Origin of the sequence: Streptomyces bambusae (genome assembly GCF_019400985.1) — a bacterium.
GTDB classification, from domain to species: Bacteria; Actinomycetota; Actinomycetes; order Streptomycetales; family Streptomycetaceae; genus Streptomyces; species Streptomyces bambusae_A.
The window spans coordinates 1-14,895 of sequence record NZ_WTFF01000183.1; the positions used below are offsets into that span (position 1 = coordinate 1).

The 14,895-nt window shown below is 73.5% G+C and carries 12 protein-coding genes; 9 read left to right on the forward strand and 3 right to left on the reverse strand.

What is annotated here, in order from left to right:
• Positions 1-453: 453 nt before the first annotated feature.
• The 5 genes from GPJ59_RS23065 (at position 454) to GPJ59_RS23085 (ending at position 7,492) form a co-directional block, all read left to right on the forward strand.
• Complete coding sequence (locus GPJ59_RS23065) at positions 454-1,407, forward strand: PLP-dependent cysteine synthase family protein (RefSeq protein ID WP_219669434.1); 954 nt, start codon at positions 454-456, stop codon at positions 1,405-1,407.
• Positions 1,404-2,681, forward strand: a complete 1,278-nt coding sequence (locus GPJ59_RS23070; RefSeq protein ID WP_219669435.1) for an MFS transporter — start codon at positions 1,404-1,406, stop codon at positions 2,679-2,681. The genes GPJ59_RS23065 and GPJ59_RS23070 overlap by 4 nt, the downstream gene beginning before the upstream one ends.
• A 106-nt stretch (positions 2,682-2,787) precedes the next feature.
• Positions 2,788-5,316, forward strand: a complete 2,529-nt coding sequence (locus tag GPJ59_RS23075; protein ID WP_219669436.1) for an ATP-grasp domain-containing protein — start codon at positions 2,788-2,790, stop codon at positions 5,314-5,316.
• On the forward strand, positions 5,313-6,227 hold the full coding sequence (locus GPJ59_RS23080; protein ID WP_219669437.1) for a hypothetical protein: 915 nt from the start codon (positions 5,313-5,315) through the stop codon (positions 6,225-6,227). Before GPJ59_RS23075 ends, GPJ59_RS23080 begins: the two co-directional genes overlap by 4 nt.
• Positions 6,224-7,492, forward strand: a complete 1,269-nt coding sequence (locus GPJ59_RS23085; protein ID WP_219669438.1) for an ATP-grasp domain-containing protein — start codon at positions 6,224-6,226, stop codon at positions 7,490-7,492. Before GPJ59_RS23080 ends, GPJ59_RS23085 begins: the two co-directional genes overlap by 4 nt.
• A 108-nt stretch (positions 7,493-7,600) precedes the next feature.
• Here GPJ59_RS23085 and GPJ59_RS23090 read toward each other — a convergent pair whose 3' ends face one another.
• The 3 genes from GPJ59_RS23090 to GPJ59_RS38615 are packed head-to-tail and all read right to left on the reverse strand — an operon-like array spanning position 7,601 to position 11,101.
• On the reverse strand, positions 7,601-8,701 hold the full coding sequence (locus tag GPJ59_RS23090; protein WP_219669439.1) for a M20 family metallopeptidase: 1,101 nt from the start codon (positions 8,699-8,701) through the stop codon (positions 7,601-7,603).
• A 52-nt stretch (positions 8,702-8,753) separates the two neighbouring features.
• Entirely contained in the window at positions 8,754-9,800 is a 1,047-nt protein-coding gene (locus GPJ59_RS23095; protein ID WP_219669440.1) for an amidohydrolase family protein, read from the reverse strand.
• A 26-nt stretch (positions 9,801-9,826) separates the two neighbouring features.
• A complete protein-coding gene (locus GPJ59_RS38615; protein ID WP_308120427.1) occupies positions 9,827-11,101 on the reverse strand; it encodes a cytochrome P450 family protein in 1,275 nt (424 codons plus the stop codon).
• Between GPJ59_RS38615 and GPJ59_RS23105 the strand changes: the two genes are divergently transcribed.
• The 4 genes from GPJ59_RS23105 to GPJ59_RS23120 all read left to right on the forward strand — a co-directional run.
• Positions 11,085-11,258 (forward strand): hypothetical protein, encoded by a 174-nt coding sequence (locus GPJ59_RS23105; RefSeq protein ID WP_219669445.1) that lies wholly within the window; start codon positions 11,085-11,087, stop codon positions 11,256-11,258. The two genes, GPJ59_RS38615 and GPJ59_RS23105, sit on opposite strands and share 17 nt — an antisense overlap.
• A 200-nt stretch (positions 11,259-11,458) precedes the next feature.
• Positions 11,459-12,019: a hypothetical protein gene (locus tag GPJ59_RS23110; protein ID WP_258024789.1), complete on the forward strand. Its 561-nt coding sequence runs from the start codon at positions 11,459-11,461 to the stop codon at positions 12,017-12,019.
• A 109-nt stretch (positions 12,020-12,128) separates the two neighbouring features.
• The gene (locus GPJ59_RS23115) at positions 12,129-13,070 is read left to right on the forward strand and encodes an NAD-dependent epimerase/dehydratase family protein (protein ID WP_219669441.1); all 942 of its coding nucleotides are present in this window, start codon (positions 12,129-12,131) and stop codon (positions 13,068-13,070) included.
• Positions 13,067-14,895 (forward strand): polyketide synthase (locus GPJ59_RS23120; protein WP_219669442.1); only part of this gene is annotated, 1,829 nt, incomplete at its 3' end. The genes GPJ59_RS23115 and GPJ59_RS23120, both read left to right, overlap by 4 nt.

The following is a 14,895-nucleotide window of genomic DNA, read 5'->3' on the forward strand; positions in this document are numbered from 1 at the left end:
CGCCGTAGCGGGGGCCCGCCGCCTGCCTCCCCGGCCCCCGCGCCGGTCCAGCCGGCTGTCCGCCGATAGCCGGAATTCCGGAGCCGGCCGCCACGAGGACGGGTTCCGGGGCGCGTGCCGGAATTCCGTGGCGGCCCGCCTTTCTCCCGGACCGGCGAGGCCGGAATCCACCCCCACGGCGCCCGCAAGGCCGGTCGATATGTTCAGACGTGCGCCGATTTCTGCACCCTCCAGCAGGGCGCATTTGCCGTAACCCGAGGCATGCGGCCGATGGAGTCGGCCGAATCCGCGGGCTAGTGTTCATGGCATGAAATGCACGGCCGTGCGCATTGCGCCGGCCGAGTCGGCAGGAATGTACGACCGGGACGATTCCCGGATTCCCGAATTATGGCGCTGCGATGAATTCCGTGTCGACGCCCAAGCGTGCGGCCGGTCGTACCAGGGAGGAATTCCGTGACCAACCCCGTCCTCAGCACCGTGGCCACCTCGTTCGAGGATCTCGTCGGCAACACCCCGCTGTTGCGGTTGCGCCTCGCGGGGCTGCCCGACGACGCGCACGTCCTGGCCAAGCTGGAGGCGGCCAACCCGCTGTCCAGCATCAAGGACCGCGCCGCCCTGGCCATGCTGCGCGGCGCCGTCGCGTCCGGTGCGCTGCGGCCGGGTGCGACCGTCATCGAGTCCACCTCGGGCAACACCGGGATCGCGCTGGCCTCGTTGGCCGCGGCCCACGGCCACCCCTGCGTGATCGTGCTGCCCGACAACGCCTCGACGGAGCGGATCCTGACCCTGCGCATGCTGGGCGCCCGCATCGAGTTCACCGACCCGGCCCGGGGCTTCCTCGGCTGTGTGGAGCGCGCCGAGGAGATCCACGCGGCGATCCCCGGCTCCTGGTACGCGCGCCAGCACGAGAACCCCGACAACGTACGCGCGCACTACACCACCACGGGCCCCGAGATCTGGCGCGACACCGGCGGCCGCGTCGACTACCTGGTGTGCGGCGTCGGTACGGGCGGCACCCTGACCGGCACCGCCCGCTACCTGCGCGAGCACAACCCGGACCTCACGGTGGTCGCCGTAGAGCCGGCGGGATCGCCCCTGCTCTCGGGCGGCGAGCCCGGGCCGCACCGCATCCCCGGCCTCAACGGCGGCTTCACCAGCCCCGTCACGGACATCTCCCTCGTCGACGAGGTGATCGTCGTGCCCGACGAGGACGCGGCAGCCACCACCCGGGCCATCGCCGCGGGCAGCGGACTGCTCGTGGGGGTCTCGTCGGGTGCGGCCGCGTACGGCTGCATCGAGCTGGCCCGCCGGCACGACCTGTCGGGCGCCACCGTCGTCACCGTCTTCCCCGACAGCGGGGAGCGGTACCTCAGCTGGTGGCCGGCCGACGGCGAGGCCGGCCGGTGAGACTGGCGGACCTCCACCCCAACCTGCGGCTGCGCATCGGTGTCGGCTTCGTCCAGCGGTTCTTCGACATCATGCTCGTGCCGCTGATGGTGATCCACTTCTCGACGCTGTACGGCGCCGCCACCGCGGGCATGATGACGCTCGTCGTCGCCCTCGCCACCATCGCCTGCAACCTGGTCGGCGGCCATCTGTCCGACACGTACGGACGCCGCCCCGTCCTGCTCGCCGGGGAGGCCGGCGCCGGCCTCGGCTACGTCGGCCTGGCCGTCGCGGCCTCCCCGGCCGGCGGCAGCGACGGCGTCGTGCTGTACGTGCTGTACCTGGCCGCCTCCTGCTGTGCCGGCCTCGCGCTGCCGGCGAGCGAGGCGATGATCGTGGACGTCTCCACCCCCGAGTCGCGCACCGCCGTCTACACGATCAACTACTGGTCGGTCAACCTCGCGTTCATGCTCGGCTCGCTGGTCGGCGGCTTCCTCTACCAGGACTACTTCTTCCAGCTCCTGGCCGCCGCCGCCGTGATGACGTGTGTCATCTTCCTGGTCACCTGGTTCTGCATCACCGAGACGGCGCCCGCCGGCACCGTGGAGAACCCGCGCGGTGTCAGGAGCGCGCTGGCCGGCTACGTCTCCGTGGCCCGCGACCGGATCTTCCTGCGCATCGCGCTGGCCGCGCTGCTGATCCGCTCCATCGAGGTGCAGATCTCGTCCTCGATCGCGGTACGCCTCGGCGAGGACTTCACCCCGCAGCGCCTGATCGGCTTCGGCTCCTGGGAGCTGACCGTCGACGGGGTCAACATGCTCGGCCTCATGCGGGCCGGCAACACCCTCCTCGTCGTCGGCTGCGCGCTGTGGGTCGGCAAGCTGTTCGGGAAGCTGGACGAGCGCCGCCGCCTCATGATCGGCATCGTGGTCTTCACGGCCGGGTACATGGTCTGGGCCGTCAGCGGCGACGCCTGGACGCTGATCGCGGCCACGGTCGTGGTGACCCTGGGCGAGCTGATGAACGCCCCGGTCAAGCAGACACTGCTGGCCAACTTCGTCCCGAGCCGGTCGCGTACGAAGTACATGGCCGCCTACGGACTCCAGGTGCGCCTCGGCCTCCTCGTCGGCTCGGTGTTCGTCACCCTGAGCGCCGTCGTCCCGGCCTGGGGCCTGGCCAGCGTGTACACGCTCTTCGGGGCCGGGGCCATGCTCCTGTACCACTCGCTGTTCCGCGCGCAGGAGGCACGTGCCGCGGCGGTCCCGCAGGAACGGGAGGCCGAGGCCGTCCGATGAGTCCGCAACAGCACCACCACCACCACCACCGGCAGCCGCAGCACCAGCACCGGTATCCGCATCCGCATCCGCAACCCGTGAACCCCCGGACCGAGGGACGACAGCAGTGACACAGAACAACCGGATCCTGATGGTGCAGCCGTACCGTCAACTGGCCGAGAAGGCCACCGCCGCCGGGTTCGAGGTGTACGCGATCTGGGATCCGGCACGGCAGACCCGTGCCTACCTGCGCGACGTGGCCCGGCACTGCGTACGGCTGCGCCTGGTGGACTTCGCCGACGAGGCCGCGCTGCGCGCCCTCGTACGCGAGACGGCCACCGCCCACGACGTAGCCCATGTGCTCCACCTCGGCCAGGAGTCCACCATGCTCCCCGTCGCCGAGGAGGCCCAGGCCCTGGGCCTCGCCGTCAACCCGCCCGAGGCCGTGCACCGCCTCAACGACAAGGCGGCGCTGCGCGCCCTGCTCGCCGAGCACGGCCTGTCCCCGGTGCGCACCCGGGTGGCCGCGACACCGGCCGACGTGCCCGCCGTCGTCGCGGAGTTCGGCTACCCGGCGATCGTCAAGCCCACCAGCCTCGCCGGCAGCACCGGCGTACGCCTCGTGTCCGGCCCCGAGGGAGCCGAGGACTGGACGGCCGAGGCCGGCGCGCTCGGGTACGCCGGGCAGGTCCTTGTCGAGGAGTACCTCCGCGGCCCCGAGTTCAGCGTCGAGACGGTCAGCGCCGGCGGCCGCCACGAGGTCATCGGCATCACCGCCAAGAAGGTCACCCCGGCGCCGCTGTTCGTGGAGACCGGCCAGTTCTTCCCCGCGCCGCTCGCCCCCGCCGACGCGGACGCCATGGCCGGCCTCGTACGCGCGCTCCTCGACGCCGCCGGCCACCGCTTCGGCCCCGCCCACACCGAGATCGTCCTCACCGCGGACGGCCCGCGCGTGGTCGAGTCCCAGGCCCGCCTCGGCGGCGACCGCATACCCCACCTCATCCGCATCGCCACCGGCTTCGACATCGAGGCCGCGGTGTTCGAGGCGCTCGCCGGCCGGCCGTTCACCCCGGCACCGGCCCGCCGCGCCGCCGCCATCTCCTACTTCGCACTGGAGCCGGGCCCGGCACCCGTCACCGGCGTCGAGGGCCTGGACGCGATCCGCGCCCTCGGCCACGTGCACGACCTGCACTTCCCGTACGGCATCGGCGACCAGCTGCCCGTCACCGTCAACTCGGCCAGCCGGCACGGCTTCGTCATCGTCGAGGGCGACGACGTGGAGCAGGCCGCGAAGAACGCCGACGAGGCCAAGGCACTGCTCCGGGTCAACCGCGGCTCCGACCTGGTCAACGCCGTCACCGCCACCGCCACCGCCCCCATGGACCCCGAGCGCACCCTGCTGCTGCTCGGCCATCTCACCGAACCGGTCCGCCTCGCCAAGTCCCTGGGGCTGAACGTCATCCTCGTCCAGCACAAGGACAAGTTCGACCCCGAGCAGGCGCAGCTCGCCGACGTCACCTTCGTCGCCGACTTCACCGACTGGACCGTGGTCGAACCGCTCGTCCGGGCCGCCCACCAGGTGTGGGGGTTCGCGGCCGCGCTCTCCCTGACCGAGCCCGGCCTGGAGGTCGCCGGCCGCATCAACGACCTGTTCGGCCTCGGCGGCACCGGGTACCGGGCCGCGCACCTGCTGCGCGACAAGCTGGCCATGCGCCGCCACCTGGCCGCCGTCGCCCCGCGGTTCGCGATCGGCGCCGCACCCCTGGAGGGGCCGGCCGACATCGAGGCCTTCGCGGCGCAGCACGGCTGGCCCGTCGTGGTCAAACCGGTCGACCTCACCGCCGGCTTCGGCATCTTCAAGGCCGAGGGGCCGCAGGACGCCGACGCCGTGTGGGAGCGCATCACGGCGGTGCGCGACCAGGGCATGGACCGGGGCTCGACCCTCTACCGGGTGGCGGACTTCCTGCTGGAGGAGTACATCCCCGGACCCGAGTTCAGCGTCGAGAGCTTCAGCTTCGCGGGCCGCCACGTCGTCGTCGCCATCACCGAGAAACTCGTCGACGAGACCCACTTCGCCGAGCTCGGCCACGCGCTGCCCGCTCGGCTCGACCCCGCGGACGAACAGCGCGTCGAGGAGGCGGTGGCGGCGTTCCTGGACGCCGTCGGCGTCCAGGACGGCCCCGCGCACACCGAGCTGCGCCTGAGCCCGCGCGGCCCCCTGATCATCGAGGGGCACAACCGCAACGGCGGCGGCCGGATCCAGGAGCTGGTCGAGGCGGCGTACGGATTCGACCTCGTGCACTACTCGCTGGCCTGGCCGTTCCGCCTGGTCGAGCCGCTCACCGAGCGCCCCCGGGCGTTCGCGGCCGGCTGCGCCCGCGCGGTCCTCGCCGGGCCGGGCACCGTCGAGGCCGTCGAAGGGGCCGCGCAGCTGCGCGCCCACAAGGCCGTGCTCGCCGTGGACCTCGCCGCACGACCCGGCTCGGTCGTCCGCCGGACCCGCGACAACTGGGACCGGCTCGGCCTGGTCGCGGTCACCGCCTCCGACACGGACGAGGCGGTCCGCCTGTGCGAGGAGCTCGTCGCGACGCACCTGGTGATCCGGGTCGCGGAGCACCCGGAGGACCACCACATCGAGGGGGAGGGCACCGCATGACCGTCGCCGTTCTGCACGACCCCCGGCTCGGCGAGCTCCCGTACGGACCTGCCGACGGACCTGCCGACGGCCTCGCCTACGCCGACTGGCTGGCGGACCGCGCCGAGGACCTGGTGCTCGTCACGGGGACCGGCGCGCCGGCGGCCACGGCCCGGACCGCCGCGGACGCCCGGATGCGGGTGCACCGCGTCGACCGCTACGCCCTGACCGCGGCCGTCGAGACCACGGTCCTCGACCTGGCCGCCGGTACGCCGCTGACCGCCCTGGTCGCCCTGCACCCCGCCGACCAGGTGCGGGCGGGTGCGCTCCGTGACCGGCTGGGCCTGCCCGGCCTCACCCGCGACCAGGCCCTGCTGCTCACCGATCCGCTCCGGGCGCGCGATCTGCTGGCCGCCGCCGGGGTGCCGGTGACCCGCCGGGCCGCGGCCCGGCGGATCATCGACCTGTACCTGGCCGCACACGACTGGGGCTACCCCCTGGTCGTACGCGACCGCAGGGCGCCCGGCAGCCCGGTGGTGGCCGAACTCGCCGACGAGGCGGCGCTGCGCGCCTTCGCCGACGGCGGCATCAGCGTCGGCGCGGTGGGCTCGGCGGCCGGGCTGACCGTCGAACCGCGCACGACCGGCGAGCGCCGCCGCACCGCCGGGGACCAGGCCGCCGACACCGAACGCACCGCCGGGGACCCGGCCGCCGACGCGGCGCTCGCCGTCCTCCCCGCCGTGCCCGGACACCCGGTCCTCGTCGAGACCGTGCGCGTCGGGCACGGCACCTGGGCGGTCGACCTGGCGCGCTACGCGCCCGAGACCGCGCCGCTCCGCGAACTCGTCCGCGCCCAGGCGCAGTCGACCCCGACCACGACCCCGACCACGACCGGTCTCGCCCTGGCGGGCCAGAGAGGAGCGATGAGGTGAGCGTCCTCGTCCTGCACCAGATCGGATCGGTGCACGCCCTGCCCTACGCCCGCTGGTTCGACGGGTACGACGGCGACGTCGTGCTCCTGACCTGCGCCCAGAACCTGGCCGGTGTCGCCGAGGAACTCCCCGGCCCCGCCGAGGGATACGCCCACGCCGAGGCCGTCGAAGGCTACGACCTCAGCGGCACCCTGGAGGCCCGCGCCCTCGACCTGGCCCGCCGGTACGACGTACGCCACCTCGTCTCCGTCCACGAGCGGGACCTCGACCGCGCCGCCGCCCTGCGGGAGATCCTCGGCCTGCCGGGCCAGCGGCCCGGGACCGTACTGCCGTTCCGCGACAAGCTGAGGACGAAGGAGTACGTCGAGGCGGCCGGCCTGCGCACGGCCCCGCACCGCGAGATCCACACGGCGACCGACCTCCTCGGCTTCGCGGAGGACCACGGTTTCCCCGTCGTCCTCAAGCCCCGCGACAGCGCGGGCTCGATGGGGCTGCGCATCCTGCACACGCCCGCCGAACTCGACGCGTACCTCGCCGAGGACTTCGACCTCTACGGCGCCGACCAGCCGAACGTGTTCGCCGAAGCCTATGTCGAGGGGCCGATGTGCCACGTCGACGGGCTCGTCGTGGACGGACGGACCGTGCTGGCCTGGCCGTCGCAGTACCAGTACGCCCTCGCCTCGTACGCCACCGACACCGGGCCCCGGATGGACCTCACGCTCGACGTCGACGACCCGCTGGCCCGGCGGCTCCTCGACCTCGTCGAGCGGATCCTGGACGCGCTGCCCGGCCCGGCCGACTTCGCCTTCCACGCCGAGGTGTTCCACACGCCCGACGACGAACTCGTGCTGTGCGAGATCGCCTGCCGCACCGGGGGCGCGGCGATCCGCGACATCGTGGGCCTGCTCTTCGGAGTGGACCCCACCGAGGCCTGGCTACGGGCCCAGCTGGGCCTTCCGCTGCCCGGTCAGCTGTCCGCGGCCACGCCGGGGCGGCGGCTGCTCCCGCGCCGGATGTCCGGACAGATGGTGCTGATGAAGCGGCCGGGCACGGTCGTCTCGGTGCCGCAGCAGGCCCCGGACTTCCCCTGGATCGAGAAGTTCCGGATGTTCGTCGAGCCGGGACAGACCATGGGGCCCGCCCGCCACTCGTCGGACTTCATGTTCACGGCCCTGGTCTCGGGCCGCGACCGCACCGAGGTCGTGGCCCGGCTGAAGCAGCTGGAGTCCTGGTTCCTCGGGGAACTCGTCCTGGAGGAGGCGTAGGGGAGGGGCAGGGGAGGCGCGGGGGAGGCGTAGCGGCGGCCCGCGCCCGGGTGGTGCCGGAGAGCCTGCGCCGCGCCGGGTCCGGCACCGGCCGCAGGCGGCTCCCCCTCACCTCTTGCGGATCGCCCGCACCAGGCCGGCCACGAGGTTCGCCCGCTCGGCCATGGTGTCGACCACCAGGTACTCGTGGTCGGCGTGCGCGCCACCGCCGACCGCGCCCAGACCGTCGAGGGTCGGCACCCCGAGCGCGGCCGTGAAGTTGCCGTCGCTCCCGCCGCCGACCGCCTTGCCCTCCAGGGCGGGAAACAGCCGCCGCGCCACCGCGAAGAGCTCGGCCGAGGCCGACTCCGGCATCGGGGGCCGGCCGACGGCGCCCTGGACGGAGATCTCCGCCCCGTCGAGGTGCGGGGACAGGGCGGCGAACGCGGATTCGATGCGCTCCTGCTCGTCGGCCGTCTCGACCCGGACGTCGACGACGACGGTCGCCTCGGCGGGCACGACATTGTCCACGGTGCCCGCCGACGCGACGGTCGGGGTGACGGTCGTGCCCATGTCCGGCCGGGCCAGCGCGGCGATGTCCAGCACCTGGTGCGACGCCTCGATCAGCGCGTTGACCCCGGCCTCCGGTTCGAGACCGGCGTGCGACGCCAGGCCCGTGACCGTGACCTCGAAGGACCCGCAGCCCTTGCGACCCGTCTTCAGCGCGCCGTCCTCGGCCGCGCCCTCGAAGACGAGGACGGCACCGCACGCGAGGGCCCGCTCCTCGATGAGGGGCCGCGAGACGCGGGAGCCGACCTCCTCGTCGGAGGTCACCAGGATCTCGACGCCCGACCGGTCCTCCAGCAGCGCCACACCGTGGACGGCCTGCACCAGACCGCCGAGCATGTCGAAGACGCCGGGGCCGGTGGCGTGCCCGTCCTTGACCGCGAACGGGCGGCGTTCGAGGGTGCCGAGCGGGAACACCGTGTCGTGGTGCCCGAGGATCAGCACCTCGGGCTCGCCGCCGCCGGACCAGTGGACGTGCGGCCCGGCCTCGCTCTCGACGATGACGGCCTGCCCGCCCAGGCGGTTCTCGATCACACCTGCCACAGCCTTGGCCGATGCCGTCAGGGCCTCGACGTCGCGCGACGGGGACTCGACCTCCACGAGTGTCCGCAGGTCCTCGATCATCGCGTCGACGCTCGCGGCGCCACTCCTGTGCATCGTCATGGTGCAAGGGTATCGAGCACCCCGTACGACTATGCTGTGAGCAGGTATGCCCTCACACGGTGGTGAGCTGCGGGATCAGCCGCAGGGAGTTCTCGCGGTAGATCCCCTGGAGCTGCTCCGGCGTGAATGCCGGGTCGTTCTCGAGGGCGGGCATCGACAGGTCGAGGACCGAGTCGGCCGGGGCGGCGGGCCAGTCCGTACCGAAGAGGATGTTCTCGGGCGGCACCAGGCTGAGCAGGGTCGCCGCCGGCGCCAGCGGGCCGGCCGTGTCGTAGTAGAAGCGCCGCAGGTAGTCCAGGACGGTGTTCGCCTCGACGGGCGGATCGCAGAACCGGCCCAGCGCCTGCAGCCGCGTGGCCATGAAGGGCAGGAAGCCGCCGGCGTGCGGCAGCACGACCTTGATGTCCGGGAACCGGTCCAGCGTCCGGTTGACGATCATGTTGACGGCCGCCCGCGTCGTGTCCAGCAGGAAGTCGCACAGGAAGTTCGGGATGCCCGGGACCGTCGGGGCGTTCGGCGGCGAGCCCGGCAGATTGTGCGGATGCGTGTCGACCACCGCCGCGAAGTCGTTCAGCTCCGCGAACACCCGGTCGTACGACCGGTCGCCCAGGTAGCAGCCCCCGTAGTTCGCCGTGATGTTGACCCCGACCGCGCCGAGCTGCCCCAGGCCCCGGCGCACCGCCCACGCCGAGGCGTCGAGGTCGTTCAGGAAGAGCGGCACGTAGAACGCGAACCGCCCCGGGTGGGACGCCGCCGTCTCGGTCATCGAGCGCAGGGTGATGTTGATCGCCTCGCGCAGCTGGGCCGTCGAGGTGTAGCGGGCCGGCAGCATGGGCTTGAGGACGGCCGTGGCGATGCCCGCGCCGTCCATGAAGCGGACGGCCGCGTCGGCGTCGAGCCGGGACCACGGGGGCAGTTGCGCGGGCTCCACCAGCCCGTGCCGCTGCGCCCACTCGCGCCACTCCGGCGGGCAGTAGTGGTGGTGTACGTCGATCTTGTCGGGGTGCGGGCTGCGCACACCGAGGTCGTGCACCGGGCGTGCGGCCTGCTCCGTCCCCGGGGACTCGGTCAGCAGGGAAGACTGCGCGGAATCCAGCATGCGGATCACCTCTCTCGCGGTCCGGGTCAGCGCCCGGGGGAGACGGAGGCCGTGACCCGGTCCCCGACGGGCCGGCGCCCCGGCTCCAGAACGATGTCGAGCCTCTCCAGGCCCCGGAACGCCGGCATGGGCCCCTTGAGCCAGGCCGTCCTGCTCGCCTCCTCGTCCGCCAGGCGCATCTCCGGGAACTCCCGCAGCAGGCAGCCGAGGGCGATCTCCAGTTCCAGCCGGGCCAGCGGCGCCCCCAGGCAGTAGTGGGTGCCGTGGCCGAAGCCCAGGTGGACGCCCTGGAGCCGGTCACGCGTGACGTCCAGCACGTCCGGGCGGTCGAACCGCTCGGGGTCCCGGTTCGCCGAGGACAGCGCGATCTGGACGAGCGAGCCCTTCGGGATCACCGTCCCGCGCACGTCGACGTCCTCGACCGCGTGCCGGAAGGTCGACGACTCCACCGACCCCTCGAACCGGATCAGCTCCTCGACCGCCTGCGGGATCAGTGCCGGATCGCGGCGCAGCGCCGCCAGCTGCTCCGGGTGGAGCAGCAGCTCCAGGACCGAGTTGCCGATCTGGTACGCGGTCGTCTTGTGCCCGGCGAAGAACAGCACCCACAGGGACGAGACGAGCTCCCCTTCGTCCAGCGCGTCCTGCGAGCGGATGATGTCGCTGAGGAACGTGTCCGAGGGGTGGGCACGCGCATGGGCGATCAGCCGTACCAGCCGGTCCTGGAGGAACTCCTCCGCCGCCTTCAGCTCCGCCTTGCGCGAGGGGTCGAAGCGCGCGCGCGTCACCACGGCGAACTGCTCCAGGATCTGCCCGCGGTCCGCCTCCGGAATCCCGATCAGGTCGCACAGCACCGTGATGGGGAGCGGAAAGGCGAAGGACGACATCAGGTCCACCGACGGGCTCGTCCGGCACTCGGCGAGCAGACGCTCGGTGACCTCCGTGATCCTCGGCCGCAGCCCCTCCACGCGGCGCGGGGTGAACGCGCTCCGGAGCGTACGGCGCAGCCGGGTGTGCCGTGGCGGGTCCGAGAAGAGGACGTTGTCGTCGAGGGCGTCGAAGAAGCTGCCGAACACGGCGTGGTACGTGTCCATCGCCGCCCGCATGTTCTTGCTGAAGCGCGGTTCCGACAGGGCGACGCGGGCGTCGTCGTAACGGGTGATCAGGTACGTGTCGACCCCGTGCGGGGGAGTGAGCCGGCAGACCGGGTCCTGCTCGCGCAGGGCGGCGTACAGGGGGAACGGGCAGGTGCGGTACTCCGGAGCACCCCGCGACACCAGCGCCACGATGTCCGCCATCGCCATCGGCGCCGGCATCGGTCCCTCGCAGGTCGGCATCGACATCGGCAGCGACATCGGCGTCGGCGTCGCCATCGGCGTCGGCGTCGGCGTCGGTCCGGAGTCGGACGTCGGCATCGGCGTCGGCAGCGGTCCGTCGGACGTCGGGTCCGCGCTCTGCTGAGTCATCTCTGCGCCCTCCACGGGGATTGGGTCACACGAGAACGCCGTCTTCCCGTCCCGCGCAGATCGCGAAACCGTCCTTGGTTCATTCGGCCCTCACGCGCCGCCCGGCGGTCAGCCGTCCGGCCCGGCCCGGTGGCAGGACCGGCGGGCCGCCGCACATGCTGCCCGTGTCGCCGGACCGCCGCCCAGGGAGACCTGATGAATCGTTTCGCCCTTGCCCTCGCCACGGCCGCAGCCCTGACGGTCACCACCACCCCCACCGCCGTCGCCGCGGGGGGTACGGACACCAGCAGGGCCGCCGCCGAGCGCGCCGCCGTCTACCGGGCCACCGCCAGGTACCACCGGCACTCCGAGGCGGTGAAGGCCGGCTACGTGCCGGACCGCTACTGCGTCGCCGACCCGGCGGGCACGGGCTCCCTGGGCTATCCGCACTTCAACCACTCCCTGGACAACTCCGTCGACCCGGCCAGGCCCACCGCCCTCTTCTACGAGGACGACGGACACGGCGGGAAGCGCCTGACCGGGGTCGAGTGGGTCGTCTTCGACCGCGACGGCTCCCTGGCCACGGACGACGACCGGCCGTCGCTGCTCGGCAAGCCCTTCACGGGCCCGCAGCGCGGCAGGTTCCCCGGCCAGCCGGTCCACTACGCCCTGCACCTGTGGCTGTGGAAGAAGAACCCGCGGGGCGCCTTCGAACCCTTCAACCCCGCCGTCCGCTGCCTCCCGGGCACCACCCGCCCCAAGCCGCACACCCCGTGACGATCCGGCAGGGCGTACCGGGGCACGGCCGTCGTACGTCCACGGGTGTAAGGGGCGCCCGTGGCCGAGAAGATGAAGCGGGGGTGCGGGATCGCGCTAGTGTTCGCCCGTGAGCCTTCATGTCGTCATCGGATTCGGGCCCGCCGGGGCCGCCACCGCTCGTCTGCTGGCCGAGCAGGGCCATTCCGTACGGGTCGTGACCACGTCGGGCCGTCCTGCGGAACCCGGCATCGAGCACCTCGCGCTGGACGCGTCGGACAGCGCACGGCTGACCGAGGCCGTGCGGGGCGCGGTCGCGATCCACAGCTGCGCCGCACCGCCCTACCACCGCTGGGCGGCGCAGTGGCCGCCGCTGGCCGCCTCGCTGTGCACCGCGGCCGAGGCGTCCGGCGCCGTCCTGGTCATGCTGGGCAACCTCTACGGCTACGGGCCGGTGGACCGGCCCATGACCGAGGACCTGCCGCTCGCCGCGACCGGCCCCAAGGGCCGGGTGCGCGCCGCCGTCTGGGAGCAGGTGCGCAGCCTGCACGACGAGGGCCGCATCAAGGCGGTCGAAGTACGGGCCTCGGACTTCTTCGGGCCCGGCGTGACCGACGGCGGGCACCTGGCCGAGCGGGTCGTGCCGCGCGTGCTGCGCGGCAAGCCGGTCTCCACGCTCGGCGATCCGGACGCCCCGCACAGCTGGAGCTACCTCCCCGACGTGGCCAGGGCCCTGGTCGAGGTCGCCGGCGAGGAGCGGGCGTGGGGACGGGCCTGGCACGTGCCGACGGCGCCCGCCCGGTCCGTCCGGGAGATGGTGGACCTGCTCGCCGCCCGGGCCGGCAAGGAGCCGGTCGCGGTACGCGGGCTGCCGCCGGCCGTGCTGGGCCTGGCCTCCCTCTTCTCGCCGCTGCTGCGCGAACTGAAGGAGATCCGCTACCAGTTCGACCGCCCGTTCGTCATCGATTCGAGCGCCTACGAAGCCGAGTTCGCGGTCCGCGCCACCCCCGTGGACGAGCAGGTCCGGGCAACGGTCGACTGGTGGCGTGAGCGACTGGCCACCACCGCATGACGCCCACGGCAGACGAGGACCGCCCCGTGACTGCGGCCCGGGAGCGGCAGGGCGACGTCGCGGTCGTGGGGTTGGCCTGCCGCTTCCCCGGCGCACGCAACGTCAACCAGTACTGGCGGCTCCTGACCGCCCCGCAGCCGCAGTTCTCCACCGTCCCGGACTCGCGGTGGCGCTCCGCCGCCTTCCTCAGCGACAACCTCCGCGATCCCGCCTCGACGTACACGGACACCATGGCGCTGCTGCCGGACGTCGGCCACTTCGACGCGGCGCACTACGGCATACCGCCGCGCCGGGCCCGGGCGATGGACCCGCAGCACCGGCTGCTGATCGACCTCGCCCGGGAGGCGATACAGGACGCGGGGTGGGAGGTCGACGGCTTCGACCGCGAGGAGACCTCCGTGATCACCTCGCTCACCGAGAGCGGCTACCGCGAACTGAGCACCATGCAGATCCGCATGCGCCAGCTGGCCGGCGGCGAGTTCGGGGCGCGCGCGGCAGACCCGCACTGGCCTGAGACGGTCCGCGCGGTGGACGGGCTGCACGGCACGTCCGTGGCCGGGCTCCTGCTCAACATGGGGCCCAACACGATCAGTTCGGTCTTCGACCTGCACGGCGAGAGCTACGCCCTGGACGCGGCCTGCTCGGGCGGACTCATGGCCGTGGCCAACGCCGTGCATGCCCTGCGCGCCGGCCGGACCCGCATCGCGCTCGCGGGCGGCGCCCAGATGATCCTCGCCCCGGACCTGCTGGTGGGACTGAGCCGGATAGGCGCCGTCTCGCCCAGCGGCAGATGCCTGCCGTTCGGTGCGGGGGCCGACGGCTTCGTCCTGGGCGAGGGAGCCGGGGTCCTGGTGCTGCGGCCCCTGGCCGATGCGCTGGCGGCCGGCGACCGGGTCTACGCCGTGATCCGCGGTGTCGGATCGGCCAACGACGGGACCGTGCAGGGCGGCATGCACCCCCAGGCCGCCGGCCAGCTGCGGGCGCTGCGCCGGGCCTACCGCGATGCGGGCCTGCCCCCGGCCTCCGTGGACTACCTGGAGGCGCACGGCACCGGGACGGCGGTCGGCGACCCGGTCGAGGTCGGTGTCCTGCGCGAACTGCGCGGGGAGCGGCCTGCGCCCGCCTTCCTCGGCGCGGTCAAGGCGGTGGTGGGGCATTCCCTCAACGCGGCCGGGATAGCCGGACTGATCAAGACCGTCCTGGCCGTCCACCGGGGGGTCGTACCCCCGCAGCCGGACTTCGAACCGGCCGACCCCGCCACGCTCGACGCCGCACGGCTGGTCGTCGCGACCTCGCCGACCCCCTGGCCGGACTCCGGGCGGCCGCGCCGGGCCGGTGTCAGCGCCTTCGGCTTCGGCGGCACCGGCGTCCATCTGGTCGTCGAGGAGTGCCCCGTCGCGCAGGTCCACCCCGCACCGGACCGGGACGGGGAGGCCCAGCTCCTGGTGCTCAGCGCCCGGGACCGGGCCGGGCTGGCCCGTTACGCCCGGGAGCTCGCGCACACCCTCACCGAGGACCGCCGGCCCCTGGCCGCGGCGGCGGACACCCTGGCCCGCCGGGCACCCCTCGCGGAGCGCCTGGCCCTGGTGGCGCAGGACACCGCCGACGCCGCCGCGAAGCTGGTCGCGGCCGCCGAGGCCGTGGAGGCGGGACCCCCCCGCGCACCCCGGCACGGGCGCGGCGCAGGGCCCGCGTCCCCCCGCGGGTCGCCCGCGGGCGCCCCACCTGCCCCGGGGGCCCCTCCCGCCGCCCCCGGCCCGGACGGCCTCGCGCGGGCCGGCGTGGGCGCGGTCGCCGTCGCGGGGTGGCGCAGTCTTCTTTTACC

Excerpts from the sequence above, each read along its gene's own strand:
- GPJ59_RS23080 (WP_219669437.1), top strand. The coding sequence starts at position 5,313 with ATGACCGTCGCCGTTCTGCACGACCCCCGGCTCGGCGAGCTCCCGTAC.
- GPJ59_RS23090 (WP_219669439.1), bottom strand. The coding sequence starts at position 8,701 with ATGACGATGCACAGGAGTGGCGCCGCGAGCGTCGACGCGATGATCGAG.
- GPJ59_RS23095 (WP_219669440.1), bottom strand. The coding sequence starts at position 9,800 with ATGCTGGATTCCGCGCAGTCTTCCCTGCTGACCGAGTCCCCGGGGACG.
- GPJ59_RS23105 (WP_219669445.1), top strand. The coding sequence starts at position 11,085 with ATGTCCGCCATCGCCATCGGCGCCGGCATCGGTCCCTCGCAGGTCGGC.
- GPJ59_RS38615 (WP_308120427.1), bottom strand. The coding sequence starts at position 11,101 with ATGGCGATGGCGGACATCGTGGCGCTGGTGTCGCGGGGTGCTCCGGAG.
- GPJ59_RS23110 (WP_258024789.1), top strand. The coding sequence starts at position 11,459 with ATGAATCGTTTCGCCCTTGCCCTCGCCACGGCCGCAGCCCTGACGGTC.